Origin of the sequence: Streptomyces sp. KM273126, assembly GCF_004337435.2 — a bacterium.
Lineage (GTDB): Bacteria > Actinomycetota > Actinomycetes > Streptomycetales > Streptomycetaceae > Streptomyces > Streptomyces acidicola.
This window is the reverse complement of sequence record NZ_SJXB02000001.1, coordinates 7,158,660-7,180,167: the sequence shown is the minus strand read 5'-3', so window position 1 is coordinate 7,180,167 and position 21,508 is coordinate 7,158,660. Positions and strand designations below refer to the sequence as shown.

The window sequence follows — 21,508 nt, the reverse complement described above, 5'->3', positions numbered from 1 at the left end:
GCCAGGGCACCTTTCTCTGCAGCGAAATTGGGGGCGCTCAAGGGGTTGACCTTGGACCTGACTCCAAACCTTACGCTCGGCCCGTTAGCTCAGTTCTCCACCAACAGGCAGGTGACCAAGGTGAACGAGTTCGCCGCCTCTACCAGCGGCAACATGACTGTCCCGCCCGAATCCGAAGTCGGAGCGCGCCGCTACCGTGTGATATCCGGCTGCGTCGAATGCGCCAGTGACCTGACAGCGCTGCGCCGTGTTCCCGGCGTACGTGATGTGCGCGTGCTGTCTGCCACGGGAACCCTCGTGGTCGAGGCGTCGAAAACGCTGGATGACGACGTGCTGCTGCGGACAGCGAACGCGTCCGGCCTGGTCCTTGAGCCCGAGCACGCCATCGGCACCGACAAGTCGGCCGCGCAGGCCACCAAGCGCTCCCGCTGGTGGCTGCGCCCAGAAATGATCTTGCTTGAGATCGCGGCCGTGCTCCTCATCTTTGTCGAGTCGTTCGGCTGCTACGCCCAGTACGAGTCGGTCGCTGAGATCTTCGCGTACGCCTGTGTGGCGGTCGGCATCATCTATCCCGCGCGCACCGCCGTGATGATGCTCAAGGCCAAGCGGGTATCCATCAATGTCCTCCTCGTCGTCGCGGTCATCGGCGCGCTGGCACTGGACAGGGCGACCGAAGCCGCCTGCGTTGTGGTGATCTTCTCGCTCGGCGTGGTCCTGGAAAGCTATGTCGCGGACCGGGCCCGCAAGTCCATCCAGAAGCTGATGGACCTCAGCCCTGCGATGGCAGAACGGTTCGCCTCCGACGGCACCGTCGAGCAGGTCGAGGTCGAGCAGCTCAAGGTCGGGGACGTGGTCCTGGTCCGTCCGAGCTCGCGGCTGCCCACCGACGGCACCGTCGTCCAGGGCGCGTCGTGGATCGACGCATCCGCGATCACGGGTGAGTCCATGCCCGTGGAAGTCGAGCCGGGCGCCGAGGTGTACGGCGGCACTCTGAACGGACACGCGGCGCTGCGGATACAGGTCGCCAAGCCGTTCGAGGACACGGTGCTGGCCCGGGTCATCAAGGAGGTGGAGGAGGCCCAGCAGAACCGAGGTCAGGCACAGCGGTTCGCCGACAAGTTCGCCACGATCTACACCCCGATCATGATCGCCCTGGCGGTGCTCATGGCCGCGTTCGGCCCGCAGGTGTTCGACATCTCCTACACCGACGCTCTGTACCGGGCACTGGTCGTGCTCATCGTGTCCTGCTCGTGCTCCCTGGTGCTGTCGGTCCCGGTCAGTGTCGTCTCGGCGGTGGCACGGGCGGCCCGGGACGGCGTGCTGATCAAGGGGGGCGCGTATCTGGAGCAGCTGTCCAAGTTGGAGGCCGTGGCCTTTGACAAGACCGGCACGCTGACGCTCGGCCGGCCCACTCTCCTGCAGGTGCATGCGCTCGATTCTCTCGACGAGAACGAGCTGTTGACGCTGTCGGCCGCTGTGGAGGCCGGAGCCACCCACCCGATCGCCGAGGCGATCGTACGGGCGGCGAGGGACCGCGGGATCACCGTCACCCCGGCCTCCGATGTCGAGGTCATCCCCGGTGTCGGCGCCCAGTCCGTCGTCGACGGTGCGATGGTGGTGGTCGGCAGGGTCGGCGACCTCAGCAGCAACCCCGCCGCGCAGGCGGCGCTGGACGCGGTCGAGGATGCCGGCGGAACTCCCGTCGCCGTCACCGTGGACGGTCACCTTGTCGGGCTGCTGGGCGTCGCCGACGAACTGCGTCCGGAGTCGGTGACCGCGCTGAAGTCCCTGCGACAGGTCGGCATCACCCACACCACGATGCTCACGGGCGACCGTGAGCGGGTCGCTAGGGCGATCGCCAACCGGGTGGGCATCGAGAGCGTGCGGGCCCAGCTGATGCCCGACGAGAAGAGCACGGCGGTCGCCTCGATCAAGCAGTCCGGCATCACGGCCATGGTGGGTGACGGCGTCAACGACGCTCCGGCACTGGCCACAGCTGACGTGGCAATCGTCATGGGCGCGGCCGGCACCGACGTGGCGCTGGAGATGGCCGACGTCGCGCTGATGGCCGACGACCTCAACAAGCTTCCCTACGCTGTCGCGCTGGCGCGCCGGGCGAGCCGGGTCATCGCACAGAACATCGCCTTGTCCCTGGCCGTCATTCTGTTCCTGGTGATCTCGGCGGTCAGCGGAAGGTTCACCCTCACCCAGGGCGTGCTGATCAACGAGGCCTGGGCCCTTGTGATCATCGCGAACGGGCTGCGGCTCCTGCGGCTGCACTCGTCGCTGCGGGCTGCCGGCTCCATCACGTCCTCCGCCTCCAAGGTTTCCTCCGTCGCCACTGCGAAGCCTGCCGCGGCCACGGGGGGATCTGCCGCCGCCGAGGACGACTGCGGCTGCGGCACGCAGAGCTCGGTCCTGCCGCTCTCCCAGATTGAGTCGCTGAAGGTACAGAGCGTCTCCGGATCGGACGGCGGGTGCGGGTGCGGTCCTGGCTGTGGGACGCAGGAGCCTGAGACCGTGCTGCCCGCCCAGGTGACAGTCGAAGCGGACAGTTGCTCCGCCGACGGTGGATGCGGCTGCTCGTCGGTGTCGGTGAACAGCACGGCCACGTCCGACCGGCGGGTGTGAACCCCTCCTGACCAGGAGTCCGGCCGCTATCCCCCGGTGGTCGGGCTCCTACTTAGCCCGCGGCGTTGACTTGAAGCCAGGTTCAACGGCGACACTCCGGTGGACGCCTGCCCGACGAGGAGATAACGAGATGTCAACTGATACGGCTCGTCAAGGGGACGTGACGCGTGACGGGGCCGGCAGTCCCTCACATGTCCGCGGGTGGACCTTGACCGTCGTGTGTGTCACCACGTTCATGCTGTTGCTCGACGTGACCGTCGTCAACGTCGGACTGCCCAGTCTGCGCGAGGCGCTGGGCGCGACCTTCGCTGAGCAGCAGTGGGTGATTGCTGCTTACACCCTGTCCATGGCCGCATTTCTGCTGTCCAGCGGATCGCTCGCGGACCAGGTCGGGCGCAAGCGGATCTTCACGCTCGGGCTGATGGTCTTCACCTTCTCCTCGCTGGCTGCCGGTCTCGCGGTGGATCCGTTGATGCTCAACCTCGCCCGCGGTGTCCAGGGCGTGGGCGCCGCGATGCTGTTCTCCGTCGGACTCGCGCTTATCGGGCAGGAGTTCCGCGGCGCCCGTGCACGCGGGGCCGCCTTTGGTGTGTGGGGTGGAGTCGGTGGCTTGGCGTTCGCGTTCGGACCGCTGATCGGCGGCTCGTTGACCACGTCGCTGAGCTGGCGGTGGATCTTCCTGGTCAATGTCCCAATCGGTGTCCTCGCGCTGCTGCCCACGGTGCGCAAGCTGCGCGAGTCCCGTGATCCTGACTCCCGCGGCATCGACTGGGCCGGCATGACGACCTTCGGGCTGGCGCTGGCTCTGCTGCTGTTCGGGCTCATGGCCGGCAATTCGATGGGCTGGGACTGCCCGCCGATCCTGTTCGCGTTCGGGATCGGCATCGCCCTGCTCGCGCTCTTCGCTGCGATCCAGCAGAACAAGGGCCAGGCGGCCATGCTGGATCTCTCACTGTTCCGGATCCGCTCGTTCAACGGCGTCGCCTGGGGCACCTTCCTCAACAACGCGGCCAGCCTCGCCTCGGTCTTCCTCCTCATCTCCTACATGCAAAACGCCCTGGGCTACTCAGCGTGGGAGACGGGACTGCGCTTCCTGCCTATGACCCTCACCCTGTTCGTGGTGGCCCTTTTGACCGGGCGATTCGGCAGCGCCGTCTCGCCGGGGCTCCTCCTCGGCACGGCCATCGCGCTGATTGCCGTCGGGCTGGGGCTGGTCACCCTCGTGCATCCTTCCAGCGACTGGACCGCCCTGCTCCCCAGCCTGATCGTGACCGGGATGGGCATGGGGATGTTCAATCCGCCCCGCGCGGCGGTCACCGTCGGCATCGTGGGCCCCGCTCGAGGCGGCATGGCTTCCGGGGTGGGCCAGACGTTCCAGCAAGCCGGTGTCGCCCTGGGCGTCTCGGGCTTCGGCGCCCTGTTCCAGCAGTGCGTCGTATCAGCATTCACCAACTCCGCCGTCGGCCAGCAGCTGGGCGACCGAGCTGACTCCGTAGCCAACGAAGTAGCTACCGGAACAGCGAGCGACCTGAGCGGGCTGGTGCCGCAGTCCATGCTCGATGCCGCGAACGCGGCGGCCCGCACCGCCTACGTGGACAGTCTCACCGAAGTGGTCCGCATCTGTGCTCTGGTCGCGGCGGTGGGTGCAGTACTGGTCTTCACTCTCATCCGGCGCAGCGATCTGCACGAGAGCGCGCTGGGAGGCAAGTCCTAACCAGGCTCTGGACACGCGGAGTTGGGGGCGCGGTGGCAGCCGACGGCATTCCAGGCTGGCTGCCACCACGCCTTCAGGCCGACTCGGCCGTTTGTGGCTTCCACACGCCGGGGGCCGGATCCGGGCACTCCTGGCTGGGCAGCTGCTCCACCATCTTCGCCAGCTGGCCGTAGAGAGTGGAGAGCCGTTCAACCTCGGTATGGACCTCGTCCATCCGTTTACGCAGCACCACGGCAGCGTCACCGCAGGGACAGGTGCCGGTGTCCCGGATGCTGAGCAGTTCAGCGATGTCACTCAGCTTCAAGCCGAGCCGCTGGGTGCCCTGGATGAACTTCATGCGGTCGATCGCGTCGCTTCCATAGCGCCGATAGCCGGCACCGTTACGCGGGGCCTTGGGCAGGAGACCCAGCCGCTCGTAGTACCGGATGGTGTCCGTGGTGGTCCCAGCCACACGGGCCAACGCCGCGACAGACAGGCCTTGTTGCCCTCGCGTTGTCGAATTCATGATCTTCAATTCTACGTCCTCCCCCTTGAGTTCATGTATAGGCGAACACCGCTGGACCGGCCTCCGAGCCGACCCAGCTACTCGACGTCCGTCAGTAGCGGTAGAGCTCGGGCTTGAACGGCCCTTGGACCTCCACACCGATGTAGTCGGCCTGTTCCTTCGTGAGCGTGGTGAGCTCGCCGCCGAGTGCCTCGAGGTGGATCGCCGCGACCTTTTCGTCGAGGTGCTTGGCGAGCCGGTAAACGCCTCGTCCGTACTCGGCGTGCCTGGTGAACAGCTCGATTTGAGCGATCACCTGGTTGGAGAAGCTGTTGGACATGACGAAGCTCGGATGCCCTGTGGCATTGCCGAGATTGAGCAGGCGCCCCTCGGACAGCACGATGACCGAGTGCCCGTCCGGGAAGACCCACTCGTCGACCTGGGGCTTGATGTTGATTTTGCGGACCCCTTCGTACTGGGCCAGGCCCGCCATGTCCAGCTCGTTGTCGAAGTGTCCGATGTTGCCGAGGATTGCCTGGTGTTTCATATGCGCCATGTCCTCGGCCATGACGACGTTCTTGTTGCCCGTGGTCGTGATCACGATGTCGGCGCTCGGCAGTACGGACTCGAGCCGGGCCACCTGGTAGCCGTCCATCACGGCCTGCAGGGCGCAGATGGGATCGATCTCGGTCACCACCACGCGGGCGCCTTGGCCGGACAGCGACTCCGCGGCTCCCTTCCCGACGTCGCCGTATCCGCAGACGACGGCGACCTTGCCACCGATCAGGACATCGGTTCCCCGGTTGATGCCGTCGATGAGAGAGTGACGGATGCCGTACTTGTTGTCGAATTTGGACTTGGTCACGGAGTCGTTGACGTTGATGGCCGGCCAGAGCAACTCTCCGTCGGCCGCCATCCGGTCCAGACGCATGACACCTGTGGTGGTCTCTTCCGTCACCCCCAGGATCCGTGACGCGATCGTCGTCCACTTGTCGGGCGCGGCCTTCAACGAGGCCTGGAGCAGGTCCAGGACGACGGCCCACTCCTCGGAGTCCGTCTCCTTTGCGTGGGGGACCCGCCCGAGGAGCTCGTACTCAGCGCCCTTGTGGATCAGCATCGTCGCATCACCGCCGTCGTCGAGAATCAGGTTCGCGCCCTGTCCGTCGGGCCAGGTCAGCATCTTGTCGGTGCACCACCAGTACCGCTGCAGAGACTCGCCCTTCCATGCGAACACCGGTACACCGCTGGGTATTTCGGGCGTCCCGTCGGGGCCGACGACAACGGCCGCCGCGGCGTGGTCCTGCGTGGAGAAGATGTTGCAGGAAGCCCAGCGCACCTCTGCGCCCAGAGCGACCAGGGTCTCTATGAGGACGGCCGTCTGGATGGTCATGTGAAGGGAGCCCGAGATGCGGGCTCCCCTCAGGGGCTGGGAGTCGGCGTACTCGGCGCGCAGGGCCATCAGGCCCGGCATCTCGAACTCGGCGAGCCGGATCTCCTTGCGGCCGAACTCGGCCAGTGCAAGGTCGGCGATCGCGAAGTCGATCCCGTTGAGGGACTGTGCGCGGGGGTCGTCCAGAGCAGGTGTGGTGGACAGGGTCGACACGATGAATCTCCAGTATTCGTCGAGGCCGGCGGCCGCTTGCGGCGCGCAGGTTGGCCAGTTGGGGCGGCCGAAGACCGTCGAGGGCGGACGGACCGACAGCTGGTCTGTATCAAGGCGCAGGAGGGCCGGGGGGTCCGATCGGCCCCGGGGGCGCTCGCTGGGCGGGCACTTGGGCGCTGGGGTCAGCGGCTGTCCGGTCTAAGGAGGGGGCCGAACTCCGTCTTGGCGACGGTGAGGGCCTGGTCCTGGGTCAGGACCAGGCCCTGCTGTAGCGCACTCCCCGTCAGATACTTCTCTGCTTCCTCGTGTGCAGCGTGGAACTCGGTGTGCTGGCAGGCGTAGGCGATCCGCCCGGTGCAGGTGGCGGTGGCAAGCACGACCACAGTGGTGGCCGGCTCCCAGTGCCAGTGGCCGTCGCGCTCTCGGGTCACCTGGATCTGCTGGCCGGTACTGGGAGTGTGGGAGACGATCGTGGCGGCGGCATTGGACATGAGCGGAACGCCCAGCGCGTCGATCGCGCACATGGCGGTCAGCGAGGGGCCGTTGTGGATGTCCACCCGGTGCTGGGAGGGCACGGCAGACAGCGGATAGGCGATCTCGACCTGGTTCCCGGCGGAGTTGAGGTGCACGAGGTCCGCGGCGGCGAGCGCCGTGAGGGAAGCATCGGGGTCGAGGCCGTGCTGTCGGGCGAGGTCTGCGACGGATGCGGCCGTGGGCCCCTCTCCCTGGTTGAGGAATTGACGCAGCAGGCCCTGATGGACGGCGCGCAAGGCCGGGGGCAGGCGTGCCTGGCTGCGGGCGATCCCGCCTCGGGCGACTGCATCGATCCCCTCAGGGAGCAGGGCGCTGAAGGACAAGGTGTGGTCGGGCACAGCAGTCTCCCCTGGACTGTGCGGTCTACGGTCGGGGGACAAGCTCGGCCTCCGGTGATGCGGATGGTGCGGTCTTAGCGCGCCGCCGACGGGTGAAGAAGGAGATCGGCACGATCACGAGGCTGACGCACAGGCCGATAAGCATGACGGAGCCGCCCCACTGCGCTCCGCCGAAGACCAGCAGCACCGCGTTCACGGCGCAGAGGGCCACGGCCAGGGGGCGGGCGTACCTGCCCAGTCGGATGCTGCCGACCCGGCCGGCCGGGTGCTTGCGCAGGACGAGATAGGCGATGGGCATGAGGACGAACACGGCCATGTAGCCGAAGTTCGCGGCGGCCACCACATCCACCACGTGGGTGCCGAAGACGATCAAGAGCAGTCCGATGACCACCGCGTCCCAGGCGATAGAGCCGACCGGCGCTCCGCGCTTGTTGATCTTTCCGAAGGTAGCGGGGAGGTGGCCGTCCTGTGCCATCTGGTAGATGGTCCTGGACGAACCGATGATGAAGGTCTCGGCTCCGAGGATGAGGACAGCCGTCAGACCCAGCTGGACGAAGATTTCGCCTGTGGGGCCCAGGAGCACCTGGCCGGCGTGGGCAAAGACGTCGAAGGGGTCCTCCTGGACGCCCTTGACGCCCGAGAGCGCGAACATCGCGATCGGCACGGCGGCGAAGGCGACGAAGCAGATAATGGCGGAGGTCGACATGACCCGTTTCATGGTGCGCTCGGGCTGCCTGATCTCCGCGCACACCGTGGAGGCCATCTCCGCGGCATAGGAGGACCAGGTGGCGACGAAGCTCCACTTCGCGATGAGTGCCAGGTGTGCTCCCAGGCTGTCGGCTCCGGCGTCATCGGGCAGGACCGAGGGGAACACCTGCGAGAAGTCCGCGGCGTGGGGGCGGGTGACGGGGCTCAGGACGATCACCAGGACGACGGCGACGGCGACGAGGGCCAGCACCGCGTTGATCAAGGTGGACAGCTTCAACCCCAGGGCGGTGACGAAGTAGAGAACCGCGGCGATGGCGAGCGCCAGCACGACGGGAGAGACGCCCGGCAGCCACTGGTCCCTGAGGAAGGTCGCCGCGAGGACGAGGTTGACCGCGATGCCTGGTGTCCAGGCGAACCAGTAACACCAGGCCGACAGGGCTCCCATTGTCGGGGAGCCCTGTGCTCGGACGCGGTAGGCGAACTGCGCGGTGCCGCCTGCCCGTTCAGGAAAGCGAGCCGCGAGTTCGGCGATCAGCAGACACTGTGCGCCTCCCACGGCGGCGGTGGCGATCCATACCCAGATCGACACGTTGCCGAGCTCTGCGGCCATGGCTCCAAGGGACACCACGACCATGAGCGAGCCGCCCGTGGCGACCAGGACCGCGGTCATCCACGAGGAGGTAATGGGCAGGGCGCTGCGGCCCGGAAACATTTGTGTCTCCGTGCTGGCAGCAGGTCCGTCCGGTCGTTTGGGCAGCACTGTTTCAGAGCTGTTTCCGATCAATTCATTGCTCCAGCCGAGATGGACGGCCGCAGGCCGTCAACTGTTGGGCAGCGATGATTCTGGAACAGGCACGGAAGAAAGCAGCGCACTCACTCTGCACGGAAACGGCAATGAGTGATTCGAGTCACCGAACCGTAAGAACGATGACCCTGGCAATCCGTAAATGCTTCACGGGGTGGCAGCGCTCGACGGTGCAGAAGTTAGACCACGGCGACCGGCTGCGCAACCATATTTCCGCCTGGCTGAAAAGTGATGGCCGAAAAGAACATGCATGCACCCAGGGTTGAGAGCGCAAAAGGGACCCTGCATTCCGGTTAACCTAAAAGAAAGGCAAAAACCCCTTCGTGTGGGCATGGCTTAGCAAAGGGAACGCCTTGCGAATCCGGGACAGAAGTGACGCTTCCCGCGGACCCGACACCCCCACCCGCGGGAGCGTCGGGCCGCAGGTGCCGTCACAGCCCTGACATCTGGGAGGGCCAGGACTCCAACTCGCAGCAGGCGTCCGGGCGGGCGCCCCGGTCACCGGCCTGCACATGACCGTCCGGCCTCATGTGCGGGCAGTCGCACAGCGTCCGGCAGTCGCAGTCCAGAGTCTGGTCGATCAGCTGGAGCAGAGCGTTCAGGTCTGCGATCTCGCGTTCGACCTCGGAACGGCGGGCCCTGGCGACGCTGCGCCACACGCTGCCGCCGACCCCTGCACCCTGCAGCAAGTCGGAGATCTCGGCGAGGCTGAACCCGATCCTCTGGCAGATCTTGATCGCCGAGAGTCGGTGCAGGACAGCGGGCGGATAGTGCCGCCTGCCGGCGACCTTCGCGCCCTCCGGGATCAAGCTACATCGCTCGTAGTACCGCAAGGCCGAAGTGGCTATACCCGCCCTTCTCGAAACCTCGCTTATCGACAGCAGCGCGTCGTCCATGACTCCCCCGTGGTGTTGACTTGAAGCTGACTTCAACGGCCACACTACCGTTCGAGAGAGCAGCCATCCAGGCCTCAGCTCCAGACAGAAAGGACAACAGCCGCCTTGCCCCGCTCATGAGTAAAGGGCGTTTCGCGCGGCACGCGAAAGTACCCGCCTTCACGGCGAACAACATATGGACATGACCTCTCGAGGTACTGGCTAGGCCCTCGAAAGTGCGCACGGCAACGCATCGACACGCGCCCGGTTTAAAGGCTTCCCGAATGGGGGAGCAAAAGTAACTGCTCTGAGGGAGAGACGTGGCTAACCTTCTGAAGAAGGCCTACAACGCAACATGGGGCAAGTATGTCTTCGCAGGGATGTACGACAAGTTCCTGTCCCACGTGGAGAAGCACGGTCTGGCGGAGAAGCGCGCCGAGATGCTGGCACCCGCGTACGGCCGTACGATCGAGCTCGGCACCGGAACCGGCCTGAACCTGCCGCACTACCCGGACGCCGTCGAGGAGTTGATCCTCACCGAGCCCTACCCCCCGATGGTGGCCAAGCTTGAGGAGAAGGTCCGCGACAACCCTCGGCGCATCCAGCTGACGGTAGCCGGCGCGGAGCGTCTGCCGTTTCCCGACAACAGCTTCGACACCGTGGCAGCGGCAATGATCCTCTGCACCGTGCCTGCCCCTGACGTCGCCTTGAAGGAGATCGAGCGGGTCCTCAAGCCGGGCGGTCAGTACCTGTTCCTGGAGCACGTCCGCAACCGCGACCCGAAGATCGCACGCCGCCAGGACATAGTGCAGCTCGGCTGGTACTGGTTCGGCAACGAGTGCCACTGCAACCGGCCCACCCTCGACACGCTGGCCGACTCCTCCCTGGAGATCGCCGACCTCAACGAGACCAAGATGCCGGGGGCCTGGCAGTTCATCGAGGCGATGGCCATCGGCCGGGCCGTCAAGCGGGAGGGTGCGCTGGCCAAGGAGAGTGCCCCGGCCAAGGCGGGCGTGAAGGTCAGTGCGGGCAAGGCCGACAGCGAGGACTCCGGCTGCGGCTGCTGAGCGCGGCTTGATGCGCCAGGCAGGCCCCGATGACGACGCCCTTGAAGGCGTGGTCTTGCCTGGCGGCTCGCGACGGTCGCGGGACCAACTCCCGTGCCCAGGCACACAGATGCAGCAGTTCGTGAAGCCAGGCCAGCCTGGCCCCAAGGCCGATGAAACGTTGCGCCCGGCGGACGCGGACATTGATGTCCGCGTCCGCCGCCCTCTTCTGATCGACCAGCCGGTTGCAAAGGACGACCCGTGACTTACATCATCGCTGAGCCCTGTGTCGACGTGAAGGACAGGGCGTGCGTCGAGGAATGCCCCGTGGACTGCATCTACGAGGGCGAGAGGATGCTGTACATCCACCCCGACGAGTGCGTCGACTGCGGGGCGTGCGAGCCCGTCTGCCCGGTTGAAGCCATCTTCTACGAGGACGATGTGCCCGAGGAGTGGAAGGGCTACATCAAGGCGAACGAGGAGTTCTTCGTGACCATCGGCTCGCCCGGTGGAGCCTCCCGGCTGGGTGAGGTCGGTGCGGACCCTCAGTGGATCAAGGACCTTCCTCCCCAAGGTGAGTGAACACAGTCGTGACACACCTCCTGACGGTCGCCGAAGTCGCCGCCCGTTCCGACCTCAGCGCAAGCGCAGTGCGCTACTACCACCGCTTGGGGCTACTCACCGCACACAACAGAGCACGAGGAAGCCATCGCCGCTTCGACGAGGCCGTTCTGGACCGCCTGCGGTTCATCAGGTCGGCTCAACGCCTCGGCCTGAGCCTGGCCGAGATCACCGAACTTCTGTCCGTCCGTGACGGCTCGCCGAGCCCCAGGACCGAGACCGTGCTGCGCCGGCATCTGGGCAAGCTGGAGGCCGAGATGGCACTGCTTCAAGAGCTCCAGCACGAAATGAGCGCACTGCTGGTCCTTCACAAGGAAGCCTCCCCACACGCCGTTCGCGTGCAGGGTCCGGGTTGTCGATCATGAATGAGCCCGCGATCCAGAACCGATACATCGAGAACCTTCCCGGCAGACGAGCCCACCCGAGAACCATCGGCCAAAGGCGAACTATCTTGCCCAAACGCGCCTCTCGCCCCGGCATCGGTATCGGCGTCATCGTCATCCTGCTCCTCGCCACTGCAGGCAGCGCCGCTCTCGCCTGTACTGCGACGAGCGCGGACGATGCTGTCGCTCGCATCCTCTTCACCATCGCCCTTGCCGTACTCTCGGCCTGCCTCGCGATCGTCCGGCACCGGGACAACCGGGAGTACCGGGCACACGGTGATTCCGACTAACACCAGATATCGGCTGATCGCTACCGCGTGCAGCCAGGACCACTGAGCGAGATTCGGTGCAGCCGGATTTGACCTTCAAGGTGACTTGAAGGTCTACGGTTCGTCTCGTGAGCACCATCCTGATCTCCCAGCTTGCCGAGCGCACAGGCGTGCGCCCCAGCACACTGCGGTTCTACGAGAAAATCGGTCTCCTCCCGGCCACCCGGAGCGCCCACGGATACCGGCTCTACGGCGAGGATGCCGTGGAACGGCTTGCCTTCATCGCCACGGCCAAGCAGCTCGGCCTGCCCCTTGAAGAAATCGCCGACCTGCTGACAATCCGAGACGCCGGCGACTGCGTCGACGTCAAGACAGAACTGCGCACGCGCCTGGACACACGCATCGGAGAAGCCCAGCAGCACATCACCGGCTTGGGCACCTTCATCACGACACTGCGCACCGTAGTCGAACGGCTCGATGGACTCCCCTCCCGGACCGGCCCGTGCGACCCCGCATGCGACGCCCTCACCAGTGTGGAACCGGGCCACCCCCAGGACACCGAGGACTCCACGGCTCCCGCCGAGGACACCCCACGATGGCGCGCCTCCCCCGTGGCATGCAGCCTGACCTACTCGTCGCTCGGCGAACGCACGAAGCGCTGGCACGCACTCCTTTCAGGCAGCACAGCCGAACCCATCGACGACGGTCTGCGCCTCACCCTGCCCATCGAACACGCAGCCACTCTCACCGAGCTCGCCGTCGCGGAGCAAGAGTGCTGCCCCTTCTACGACTTCCGCATCCAGCTCGATGGCAGTTCGATGCACCTGGAAGTCCGCTCGCCCGAGGAAGGCGCGGCAATACTGGCTGAGTTGTTCACGCCAACGTCCTGACCTCCCGCTGCCCAGAGAAGAGAACGCCCCCGCCATGCTCGTAGCCCGCTCCGTCGTGTTGTTCGTCCTCGCCGCGCTCTTCGAGATCGGCGGCGCCTGGCTGGTGTGGCAAGGGGTCCGGGAACACAAAGGAGCCGTGTGGGTCGGCATGGGCGTCATCGCCCTGGGCATCTACGGTTTCGTCGCCACGCTGCAGCCCGACGCAGACTTCGGCCGGATCCTCGCCGCGTACGGCGGCGTGTTCGTTGCCGGCTCGCTGGCCTGGGGTGTAATCGCCGACGGGTACCGGCCAGATCGCTGGGACCTCATCGGAGCCGCTGTCTGCCTCATCGGCATGGCCGTCATCATGTACGCACCCCGGGACTAGGGCGTGTATCGAAAGTGGGTCTTGACAGTTCGAGCGGGCACCCGCACCCCTTGTGACCTAGGTCGAAAGTCGCTCTGGTACCCAAGGGCATGCGTGGGAGAAGATCCCGCGCATGATCGACCCTCACCGGCTCCTGGCCTTCTGCACCATGTCCGTTCTCTTGTCCGCCATCCCAGGACCGAGCGTGCTGTTCGTCATCGGTCGGGCCCTGGCCCATGGGCGCCGGACGGCGCTGGCCTCGGTGTTGGGCAATGCACTTGGTGGATATGCGCTGGTCATCGCCGTCGCCCTGGGGGTCGGCACTCTGGTCGAGACCTCGGTCGTCGTCTTCAACGCGATCAAGCTGGCCGGAGCCGCTTACCTCATCTACCTCGGCGTAAAGGCGCTGCGAGCAAGCTGGAAGATCCGGGCACAAGCGGCACGTTTCACCCCGGCACCGTCCAGCAGTAGGGGCTCGGTATGGGCGGGTTTCATAGTCGGAGTGACGAATCCGAAGAGCGTCGTTTTCCTCACCGCGATGCTGCCCCAGTTCGTCGACCGAGAGGCCGGTCACGCCAGCGTCCAGATGCTGCTCCTGGGACTGGTCGGCGCCCTGTTGGCTCTAATTTCTGATGGTCTGTGGGGGTTGACGGCATCTGCCGCACGTACCTGGTTCGGCCGTTCCCCCAGGCGGATGTCGCTGGTCGGTGGCGCTGGAGGGCTGGCCATGATCGGGCTGGGCGCGGCCGTGGCTGTCAATGGCCACGCTGACTAGGAGTAGGCCAACCTCACAGCCACTCGTTGATGGCTGCGATGAGGACGGTCGCCTCGTAGCGGACTGCCAGCTTGTCGTAGCGAGTTGCCACGGCGCGATGCCTTTTGAGGCGATTAATGCCGCACTCGACCGCGTGCCGAGCCTTGTAGTCCTCGGCATCGAACTTAGGCGGCCGACCGCCACGCGAGCCGAGCTTCTGCCGGTTACGGGCCTGGTCGGCCTTGACCGGGATGGTGCAGCGGAATCCGCGTCGCCGCAGGTAGGCACGATTCTTCCGGGACGCGTACGCCTAATAGGCACTGTGGATTGGCAGTTGTCAGTCCTGGCAGAGGCCGGGCGAGACGTCTGGGCTGTATGCAGCGCCTGGGAGTGCTTCGACAAGAGGGACGCGTGCCCGGCCTCTGCCGATTCGAGCTCGGTCGTCATACCGTGCCGTGGTTCGAGCCGTTCCCAGGAACACCTCCCGATCAGCTGGAGCCGTGGAGCTCTTCACGAGAGCGAGGGCCCTGGACACTGCTGGGGCCACGGATGGCTGATGGGGTGGTGCGCCCGTGAGCGCTTCTATTAGGTCGCCGGGTGGCCCTGCCACGGCCCGACACGGACCGGCCGGGAAGCCTGAAAGGAGCGCGCGTTGCATGTGACCTGTGGAATCGACTGGGCTGAAGATCACCACGACATTGCCGTGGTCGACCGGGACGCTCGACTGCTCGGCAAGCTCAGGATCGGCGACGACGCAGCGGGCTTCCAGGACCTGCTTCGGTTGCTCGCCGAGCACGGTGACAGTCCGGACGATCCGATCCCCATCGCGATCGAGACATCTCGCGGACTTCTCGTGGCCTGTCTGCGGGCCTCTGGCCGCCGGGTGTACGCGATCAACCCGATGGCTGTCGCACGCTACCGCGACCGGCACGTCGTCTCCGGCAAGAAATCCGACCATCAGGACGCCGTTGTCCTGGCGAACATCCTGCGGACCGACGCCGAGCTGCATCGGCCGTTGCCGGACGACTCTGACCTGGCCAGGGCGATTGCCGTCCTCGCCAGGGCCCAGCAGGACGCGGTCTGGGACCGGACCCGGGCCCACAACCGGCTCCGGTCGCACCTGCGTGAGTACTACCCGGCGATCCTCGAGGCGTTCGCCGAGAAGCGGGAACGGCTGCTGGCGCGTGAAGCCCGCGCGATCCTGGCGATCGCGCCCACTCCGGCCGAGGCCGCCCGGCTCACCCGAAGCAGGCTCAGAGCCGCCGTCACGCGGTCCGGCCGTCGGCGTCGGATCGAGGCCGAGACCGATCGGCTCCTCCCCGTGCTCCGTCGGACCCGGCTTCGCCAGCCAGCCTTGGTCGAGAGGGCGATGGGGCATCAGACGCGCGCACTGCTCGCCCAGCTCGAGACGGCCTGCCGGGCCTGTGACGAGCTGGCGCACGACACCGAAGAGCTCTTTCTGCAGCATCCCGACGCGGAGATCATCACGAGCTTCCCCGGGCTTGCCGTGCTCACCGGTGCTCGGATATTCGCGGAGATCGGTGACGACCGCACCCGGTTCGACACGGCCCGAGACCTGAAGGCCTACGCCGGAAGCGCCCCGGTGACCAGGGAATCCGGCAAGAGCCGCCGCGTCAGCCACCGCCGGATCAAGAACAGCCGCCTGGCCGCGGCCGGCCGGCACTGGGCGTTCGCCGCACTCACCGCTTCACTCGGGGCCCATTCTCACTACAACCGCAGACGGGAAGCCGGCGACCGCTACCACGCGGCCCTCCGCAACCTGTTCAACCGCATGATCGGCCAGCTCCATCACTGCCTGATCACCCACCAGAAGTTCGACGAAGCAGTCGCCTTCGCCCCGCCGCCACTGCCATCGCTCGCAACAGCTGCTTGACCCCATAGCTGCATGGGGTGTCTTGTCGGCCAGGGCCATATCTGGCCGGGTGCGGGGCCGCCCGCGTGGGCGAGGGACGCGAAGTTGGGCCATCACATCGGTGAAAGCCGGGGCGTCGTCGGCCTGTCCGGCGGTGAGAATGAAGGCCAGGGGCCTGCAGTGGGCGTCGGACGCGAGATGGATCTTTGTGGTCAGTCCTCCGCGGGACCGGCCGATGGCGTGGTCGTGCGGCTCGCCGGCCGGGGCCCCTTTTGCGGCCGCTCGGTCCATGCGGTGTCGGTGTCGAGACCGTCGAGCAGGGTCTTGATCATGTCGGTGGGTGTGCTGGCGGTGGCGGTGGCGTGCCAGGTGCGTTCTCAGGCGGGGGACTGGTAGGAGGCGATGGTCCAGGCGATGTCCTGGCCGCGGGCTTCGTGGTCGAACTCGGCGCGCAGAGTGAGCGTTTCGTGGTTGGCGACAGAGGCTTCGTCGGACCGTGTCCGTTCCCTGTCAAGTTCAGCATGTTGAAGTAGGCCGTGGCCACTGACGAGGGCTGGTTGGCCGCGGGTTTGCGGCGTGAGGTGGTGGCGGGGCGTTTGGGCTGGTGGAGCGTGTGCGGGAGGAGGTTCGAAAGGCCGGTCAGATGATCAACTATCGATGGTGGGAGCGCCCGCCGCGCGGTGGCGCGGGAGAGCGGGTGGGCGGATCGGTGGGTCAGTGGCTGTCGGCGAGTGCCGCGTTGTAATGCTCGTCCCAGCCCGAGCGCGCCGCAGGTTTGGAGCCTGCGCGAGGAACACCCGGGCCCGTCGGTGCACCAAGCCCAGCGCGTCCGCATCCGGACGCCCGGCGTGCTCCAGCCACACGCTGCGATGCTGACGAAAGGGCCAAACATGGCAGCACACGTGAAGATCGCCGACGGCGCGCAAGTCAGAGAAGAGGCGCGGACGTGCTGACACCCCGTCGGAAGTAGCGCCGGAGTGAGTCAGCCGCGTCGGGCTACGCATTGACAGTCTGCAGCTCGGGACGACCAGGATGATCGGAAGCAGCGGAGACCCAGTCTGCCGTCCTGGGGCTCGCTGACGCAAAGTCAGTCGGCGTCGGGCGGCAGCGGCACGTCGTACGCATTGAGGATCGCCGAGATGGCGGCATACTGCGCGACGAGGAAGACGAGCTCAGCCGTTCCGGAGTCGCCGAAGGTACGGACCCCCGCTCGGTAAAGCGCTCCCGGCAAAGGCGCGCCGCTGTGCAGCCGGGATGCCACATCGTGAGCGACCGTTTCCTCGGCGGTCATGCCTGCCGGGCGCTGCCCCGCGACCAGGCCCTCGATGATGTCCTCCGGCAGACCGACGGCGAGCGCAACCCGAGAGTGTGCGTACAGCTCGTAGGCCGCGGCATACCGCGAGCCCGTGGTCAGAATCGCAACCTCGCGCACCCGGGCGGGCAGGACTGAGGCGCCGGTGCCGGCCGTGAACCACTCCAGCAGCGGGCGGGCGAGCCCGGGAAAGCGGAGCATCACCGGGAAAGGGCCGATCAGCGCGCCGTCGGGATCAGTCGAGGTAAACGGCGCGGGCAAGCCGGCCATGAGCTGTCGGACGTGATCGTCGAGCGAGCGCTGCTCGGCTGTCAGTTCGCTGGGCTTGATCGAGGGCATGCGCACAACGCGTCACCGTACCCGCGTGCCGTCGAGCCACACCTGACGGACCCGGCCGCGAAGGTCGTCGAGATCGGACAGACTGCCTGCGATGACGACCACATCCGCGAGCTTGCCGGCTGCCAACTTTCCGGCGGTGTCGAATCGGAGGAGTTCGGCCGGGCTCGACGTCGTGGCGCGCCAGGCATCCAGCGCGGACATCGACGAGGAGTTCACCATCAGAGCGAGTTCTCTGAGGTTGCTCGCTGCCGGGCTCCAGTAGGGCGGGCTGTCGGTCCCCATAGCGATCTTCACCCCCGCCTGGACGGCGAGTGCGAAGCTCGCCTGATGAGCTTCGACGGCCTCACGGGCAAGGTTGGCGTTCTCTTCCGGGATCGGTATGCCGCTGTCAGCGGCGTCAATGATGGCGCGTGTCGCTGACAGCGTGGGAACGAGCCAGGCGCCACGCTCGAGCATGAGGTCGACTGCTTCGTCGTCCAGGTAGTAGCCGTGTTCGATGGAACGGACGCCGGCCCGCAAGGCTGCCTTGATTCCCTCGGTCCCCTGCGCGTGGGCGAATACGTAGGTGTCGGCCGCGGCGGCTTCGGCGACGATCACCGCTAGCTCGTCGGCGCGAAACTGGGCGTGGCGGGGATTATCGCCTGAAGACATGACTCCGCCGGTGGTGGCGATCTTGACTGCGTCGGCTCCCGCGCGCAGGACTTCACGGACTCCTCGCCGCACTCCGTCCGGGCCGTCGACGACCGGGTTGGGCCGTCCGGGGTGTGCCGTCATCATCGGGATCGATCGATGACCTCCCGAGGGGAGATGGACATCGCCGTGCCCGCCCGTTTGGGACAGCATCGAGATCGCGATCTGCAGTCGCGGTCCCTCGATGAGTTCCTGTGCGATCGCTTGCTTCACCCCTAGGTCTGCGCCTGCGGCATCTCGGGCAGAGGTGATGCCTTGGTCGAGCAGGAGTGACAGGTTGCGCTTTGCTTCGTAATACTGCAGGGAGAAGGCTTGTTGTTCGGCGCGTGCGAGGTTGAAGTCTCGGGTCATCACGTGCACGTGGCAGTCGAACAGCCCGGGGAGGACCGACTTTCCAGAGCAGTCCACAACGTGATCACCGTCCAGATCGGTCCCGACATCGACGACGTGGCGGCCTTCGATGACGAGGTCGGCCATGCCTGCTGAGGTTCCGTCGAAGACGGTCCCATTCTTGAAGACTGTGCGGACTGCCATTGCTCCTCATTTCCTGATTGTTCGACTGCGCAGGTTGGGCACGGGGGGCGCCTGACGCGGCTTCAGCACTCGACAACGTTGACGGCCAGCCCGCCCAGGGCCGTCTCCTTGTATTTGTGGTTCATGTCCGCGCCGGTCTCACGCATGGTGGCGATGACCTGGTCCAGCGAGACGTGATGGTTGCCGTCGCCCCAGAGCGCCATTCGCGCGGCGTTGATCGCTTTCACTGCGGCGATCGCGTTGCGTTCGATGCAGGGCACCTGTACAAGGCCGGCAACAGGATCACAGGTCAGGCCGAGATTGTGCTCCAGCGCGATTTCGGCGGCGTTCTCCACCTGGCGCGGTGTACCGCCGAGGATCTCGGTCAGTCCGGCCGCAGCCATCGCCGATGCAGAGCCGACCTCGCCTTGACAACCCACCTCGGCACCGGAGATCGAGGCGTTGGCCTTGCAGAGGCTGCCCACCGCCGTGGCGGTGAGCAGAAACCTCTCGACGATGTCGTTGCGTGAATCGTCGTCGGCGCCCTTGCCGGCAGCCGTGTAGTTCAAAGCGTAAAACAGTACGGCGGGGATGATGCCGGCCGCACCGTTGGTCGGTGCGGTCACGACGCGACCACCGCTGGCGTTCTCCTCATTCACTGCCAACGCGATGAAGTTGACACGCTCCTGCCAGTACTGCTCACTGTGCTCGGGGTCCTCGCGGTCCAGACGCGACGCCCATGCACCGGCTCGCCTACGGACATCGAGGCCGCCAGGGAGCACCCCTGTCCGCGATACAGCCGAGGTGACGCATGTTTGCATCGTGTCCCACAGTTCGCGCAATCCCCGGCTGAGGTCCGCGTGTGAGCGCCCTGCGAGTTCGTTTTCGCGTATCACGTCGCAGATGCGGGAACCTGTCTGGTCACAGACAGCGAGCAGCTCCGCCGCCGTGCGGAACGGGTGTGGAATCGAGGTCCATTGCGCGCCGCCGGGGCGCTCCTCGTCGCCGTCGCGGACAACGAACCCGCCCCCGATGGAGTAGTACGTATCCGATCGAACAGCAGCGCCGGCACGGTCGTATGCGGTGATCGTCAACGCGTTCGGATGGCGCGGACGTACGGTCAACGGTCGCAGTACGAAGTCCTCGATCCGGCAGGGGATTCGTTGCCCTGCGCCCAGGCTCACCGTGCCGGATGCCGTGATGTCCGCCAGCCTTCGCTCAACTTCGCCGGAGTCGATCCTGGCTGATTGCGCACCATCCAGGCCCAGAAGCACCGCGGTGAACGTGCCGTGCCCGTGCCCGGTCGCGGCGAGCGAGCCGAAGATCTCCACTCGCACTGACTCGACGCTGGCCGCCGCGCCCGCTCGTCGCAGGTCCTTCGCAAAGGCGGCGGCTGCCTTCATCGGCCCGACTGTGTGCGAACTCGAGGGCCCAATCCCCATAGTGAACAGGTCGAAGACACCGACAGGAGCTGTCGAAGTGGTCATGAAGCAGGACGGTAGTCCGCGCACCTAATGGTCCCGGCCTGGTGCAGGATTTCACTCGAAACGCGCGTTTGGCTGAGGCATATTGGTCAGCAGAGGGCTGAATTCGCCGGTGGCGTGCCCACGGGCATCGAGGCGGTGTCCTTCCTTCTTGACCGTGCGCAGCACGACGGAACGGTCGGCAATGCTGACGCCGGGAAGTTTCTCCTCCAGGATGACCTCGAGCCGTTGCACATCAGCCAGCGTCGGCAACCACACGGCGAGGATGAGGTTGTACTGTCCGACAGTTGAAACCGCGAGGCGGATCTCGCCGATACGGGTGAGCACAGACCCGACGCGCTGCACGAGCGCGGCAGGGACCCGGAGGAAGTACCACGCATGAACCGGCCGGCCTGACTGCGCCTTTGCCATATCCAGGCGGGTGTCCAGTCGGCCTTGTGCGGTCATGGCGGCAACCGCGTCCCGCACCCGACGCTGGCCCACGCCGAGGGTCCTCGCCAGGAAAGCCACTGTCGCCCTGCCATCCGGTCCCAGCAGGCGAAGGATTTGGTCCTCCAGTTGAGAGTCGACGCGGCTGCTCGGGGATCGCGAGACCTCGACGCTCCGCTCCACCGCAGCGATCTCCTCGGCAGACAGGGAGCGAAGGCGCCACTGTCCTCCGTCCACGAACGGCGACGAGAACAAGTGGGCCCGGGTCGCCCGAATCCCGTCAAGTGCCGGTACCCGCATCATCAAGTATTCCGTCAGCGCATTCATGCTGGATGTGGCCACCAGCACGAGCATCTCGCGTCCCCCGGCCGTGAGGTCCACCGTGAACGCTTCACTGTCCGCCGCGATCTCCTGTGCGAGACCGAGGGTGGCAGCAGGGTGGGCTTCAATCTCCAGTATTGCCGACGGCCCTCTCAGCTCCGGGCCGGGATGTCCGGACACCCATGCGATGCCGGCCTCGACGATGCGGTCCCAGCGCCGGGCGAGGGTGACCGCGTCGACCCCGATAGTCGGCGCCAGCGCAGCCCAGCGTGCTCGCGGGTTGATCTGGAGGGCATGGATGAGCCGCCGATCGAGCTCATCGAGGTCGTAGTCCTGCCGACTCTCGTCCAAATCACTCATAGAAATTGACTCTATGGTACGAGAGAGCTCGTTGTTTCAGCGGGCATGTGGCTGTTCACGTGCCGTGCGCCGAAACATCCTGACGTGGCACCGTGCGGAGATTCCAGACGACGCAACTCACGGTGCCCCTTGAGTGCCAGTGCGGAGCTCGTGACACCTGGCCGAATTGCGGCAGAGGGGCATGCC

General features: G+C 66.2%; 20 protein-coding genes and 2 pseudogenes. 11 read left to right on the top strand and 11 right to left on the bottom strand.

Features of this window, described 5'->3' with window-relative positions; translation table 11 throughout:
* Window positions 1-111: 111 nt before the first annotated feature.
* The gene (locus E0500_RS30400; protein ID WP_181587196.1) at window positions 112-2,631 is read left to right on the top strand and encodes a cation-translocating P-type ATPase; all 2,520 of its coding nucleotides are present in this window, start codon (window positions 112-114) and stop codon (window positions 2,629-2,631) included.
* 217 nt (window positions 2,632-2,848) lie between these two features.
* Window positions 2,849-4,345, top strand: a complete 1,497-nt coding sequence (locus E0500_RS30395) for an MFS transporter (RefSeq protein ID WP_165934883.1) — start codon at window positions 2,849-2,851, stop codon at window positions 4,343-4,345.
* A 73-nt stretch (window positions 4,346-4,418) separates the two neighbouring features.
* Here the strand turns inward: E0500_RS30395 and E0500_RS30390 are convergent, their stop codons facing one another.
* The 4 genes from E0500_RS30390 to E0500_RS30375 form a co-directional block, all read right to left on the bottom strand.
* Window positions 4,419-4,850 carry a MerR family transcriptional regulator gene (locus E0500_RS30390; protein WP_131560236.1) on the bottom strand — a complete coding sequence of 144 codons (432 nt, stop codon included), beginning with the start codon at window positions 4,848-4,850 and terminating at the stop codon, window positions 4,419-4,421.
* Window positions 4,851-4,941: 91 nt separating this feature from the next.
* Complete coding sequence (gene ahcY / locus E0500_RS30385; RefSeq protein ID WP_131560234.1) at window positions 4,942-6,405, bottom strand: adenosylhomocysteinase; 1,464 nt, start codon at window positions 6,403-6,405, stop codon at window positions 4,942-4,944.
* A 209-nt stretch (window positions 6,406-6,614) separates the two neighbouring features.
* Window positions 6,615-7,304 (bottom strand): organomercurial lyase, encoded by a 690-nt coding sequence (gene merB, locus E0500_RS30380; protein ID WP_165934882.1) that lies wholly within the window; start codon window positions 7,302-7,304, stop codon window positions 6,615-6,617.
* Between the two features lie 25 nt (window positions 7,305-7,329).
* On the bottom strand, window positions 7,330-8,682 hold the full coding sequence (locus tag E0500_RS30375) for an APC family permease (RefSeq protein WP_165934881.1): 1,353 nt from the start codon (window positions 8,680-8,682) through the stop codon (window positions 7,330-7,332).
* 257 nt (window positions 8,683-8,939) lie between these two features.
* On the opposite strand from E0500_RS30375, the gene E0500_RS30370 reads away from it, so the two are divergent.
* Window positions 8,940-9,083 carry a hypothetical protein gene (locus E0500_RS30370; protein WP_165934880.1) on the top strand — a complete coding sequence of 48 codons (144 nt, stop codon included), beginning with the start codon at window positions 8,940-8,942 and terminating at the stop codon, window positions 9,081-9,083.
* A 165-nt stretch (window positions 9,084-9,248) separates the two neighbouring features.
* On the opposite strand, the gene E0500_RS30365 is transcribed toward E0500_RS30370, so the two are convergent.
* A complete protein-coding gene (locus E0500_RS30365) occupies window positions 9,249-9,713 on the bottom strand; it encodes a MerR family transcriptional regulator (protein WP_131560205.1) in 465 nt (154 codons plus the stop codon).
* Window positions 9,714-10,012: 299 nt separating this feature from the next.
* Between E0500_RS30365 and E0500_RS30360 the strand changes: the two genes are divergently transcribed.
* The 7 genes from E0500_RS30360 (at window position 10,013) to E0500_RS30330 (ending at window position 14,022) form a co-directional block, all read left to right on the top strand.
* Window positions 10,013-10,759 carry a class I SAM-dependent methyltransferase gene (locus tag E0500_RS30360; protein ID WP_131560203.1) on the top strand — a complete coding sequence of 249 codons (747 nt, stop codon included), beginning with the start codon at window positions 10,013-10,015 and terminating at the stop codon, window positions 10,757-10,759.
* A gap of 240 nt (window positions 10,760-10,999) precedes the next feature.
* Window positions 11,000-11,320: a ferredoxin gene (gene fdxA, locus E0500_RS30355; protein ID WP_131560201.1), complete on the top strand. Its 321-nt coding sequence runs from the start codon at window positions 11,000-11,002 to the stop codon at window positions 11,318-11,320.
* Between the two features lie 8 nt (window positions 11,321-11,328).
* Window positions 11,329-11,724, top strand: a complete 396-nt coding sequence (locus tag E0500_RS30350) for a MerR family DNA-binding protein (RefSeq protein WP_165934879.1) — start codon at window positions 11,329-11,331, stop codon at window positions 11,722-11,724.
* A gap of 86 nt (window positions 11,725-11,810) precedes the next feature.
* Complete coding sequence (locus E0500_RS30345) at window positions 11,811-12,032, top strand: hypothetical protein (RefSeq protein ID WP_131560197.1); 222 nt, start codon at window positions 11,811-11,813, stop codon at window positions 12,030-12,032.
* A gap of 107 nt (window positions 12,033-12,139) precedes the next feature.
* Window positions 12,140-12,901, top strand: a complete 762-nt coding sequence (locus E0500_RS30340) for a MerR family transcriptional regulator (RefSeq protein ID WP_131560195.1) — start codon at window positions 12,140-12,142, stop codon at window positions 12,899-12,901.
* Between the two features lie 34 nt (window positions 12,902-12,935).
* Window positions 12,936-13,268, top strand: a complete 333-nt coding sequence (locus tag E0500_RS30335; RefSeq protein ID WP_131560193.1) for a YnfA family protein — start codon at window positions 12,936-12,938, stop codon at window positions 13,266-13,268.
* A 112-nt stretch (window positions 13,269-13,380) separates the two neighbouring features.
* Window positions 13,381-14,022 (top strand): LysE family translocator, encoded by a 642-nt coding sequence (locus tag E0500_RS30330; protein WP_131560191.1) that lies wholly within the window; start codon window positions 13,381-13,383, stop codon window positions 14,020-14,022.
* A 13-nt stretch (window positions 14,023-14,035) separates the two neighbouring features.
* Here the strand turns inward: E0500_RS30330 and E0500_RS30325 are convergent.
* Window positions 14,036-14,296: pseudogene (locus E0500_RS30325) on the bottom strand (IS5/IS1182 family transposase); the annotation flags it as partial.
* Window positions 14,297-14,653: 357 nt separating this feature from the next.
* Between E0500_RS30325 and E0500_RS30320 the strand changes: the two are divergent.
* The gene (locus E0500_RS30320; protein WP_131560189.1) at window positions 14,654-15,895 is read left to right on the top strand and encodes an IS110 family transposase; all 1,242 of its coding nucleotides are present in this window, start codon (window positions 14,654-14,656) and stop codon (window positions 15,893-15,895) included.
* A 21-nt stretch (window positions 15,896-15,916) separates the two neighbouring features.
* Here E0500_RS30320 and E0500_RS45585 read toward each other — a convergent pair.
* From E0500_RS45585 to E0500_RS30295, 5 genes and pseudogenes are all read right to left on the bottom strand, one after another.
* Window positions 15,917-16,114, bottom strand: a pseudogene (locus tag E0500_RS45585) (IS5/IS1182 family transposase); the annotation flags it as partial.
* Window positions 16,115-16,961: 847 nt separating this feature from the next.
* On the bottom strand, window positions 16,962-17,525 hold the full coding sequence (locus E0500_RS30310) for a carboxymuconolactone decarboxylase family protein (RefSeq protein ID WP_131560187.1): 564 nt from the start codon (window positions 17,523-17,525) through the stop codon (window positions 16,962-16,964).
* Between the two features lie 12 nt (window positions 17,526-17,537).
* A complete protein-coding gene (locus tag E0500_RS30305) occupies window positions 17,538-18,692 on the bottom strand; it encodes an amidohydrolase family protein (RefSeq protein WP_258573026.1) in 1,155 nt (384 codons plus the stop codon).
* 119 nt (window positions 18,693-18,811) lie between these two features.
* Window positions 18,812-20,215 (bottom strand): L-serine ammonia-lyase, encoded by a 1,404-nt coding sequence (locus E0500_RS30300; RefSeq protein ID WP_131560183.1) that lies wholly within the window; start codon window positions 20,213-20,215, stop codon window positions 18,812-18,814.
* 51 nt (window positions 20,216-20,266) lie between these two features.
* Complete coding sequence (locus E0500_RS30295) at window positions 20,267-21,322, bottom strand: Lrp/AsnC family transcriptional regulator (RefSeq protein ID WP_131560181.1); 1,056 nt, start codon at window positions 21,320-21,322, stop codon at window positions 20,267-20,269.
* Window positions 21,323-21,508: the final 186 nt, after the last annotated feature.

Excerpts from the sequence above, each read along its gene's own strand:
- E0500_RS30390 (WP_131560236.1), bottom strand. The coding sequence starts at position 4,850 with ATGAATTCGACAACGCGAGGGCAACAAGGCCTGTCTGTCGCGGCGTTG.
- E0500_RS30375 (WP_165934881.1), bottom strand. The coding sequence starts at position 8,682 with ATGACCGCGGTCCTGGTCGCCACGGGCGGCTCGCTCATGGTCGTGGTG.
- E0500_RS30370 (WP_165934880.1), top strand. The coding sequence starts at position 8,940 with ATGACCCTGGCAATCCGTAAATGCTTCACGGGGTGGCAGCGCTCGACG.
- E0500_RS30365 (WP_131560205.1), bottom strand. The coding sequence starts at position 9,713 with ATGGACGACGCGCTGCTGTCGATAAGCGAGGTTTCGAGAAGGGCGGGT.
- E0500_RS30335 (WP_131560193.1), top strand. The coding sequence starts at position 12,936 with ATGCTCGTAGCCCGCTCCGTCGTGTTGTTCGTCCTCGCCGCGCTCTTC.
- E0500_RS30330 (WP_131560191.1), top strand. The coding sequence starts at position 13,381 with ATGATCGACCCTCACCGGCTCCTGGCCTTCTGCACCATGTCCGTTCTC.
- E0500_RS30310 (WP_131560187.1), bottom strand. The coding sequence starts at position 17,525 with ATGCCCTCGATCAAGCCCAGCGAACTGACAGCCGAGCAGCGCTCGCTC.
- E0500_RS30305 (WP_258573026.1), bottom strand. The coding sequence starts at position 18,692 with ATGGCCGACCTCGTCATCGAAGGCCGCCACGTCGTCGATGTCGGGACC.
- E0500_RS30300 (WP_131560183.1), bottom strand. The coding sequence starts at position 20,215 with ATGACCACTTCGACAGCTCCTGTCGGTGTCTTCGACCTGTTCACTATG.
- E0500_RS30295 (WP_131560181.1), bottom strand. The coding sequence starts at position 21,322 with ATGAGTGATTTGGACGAGAGTCGGCAGGACTACGACCTCGATGAGCTC.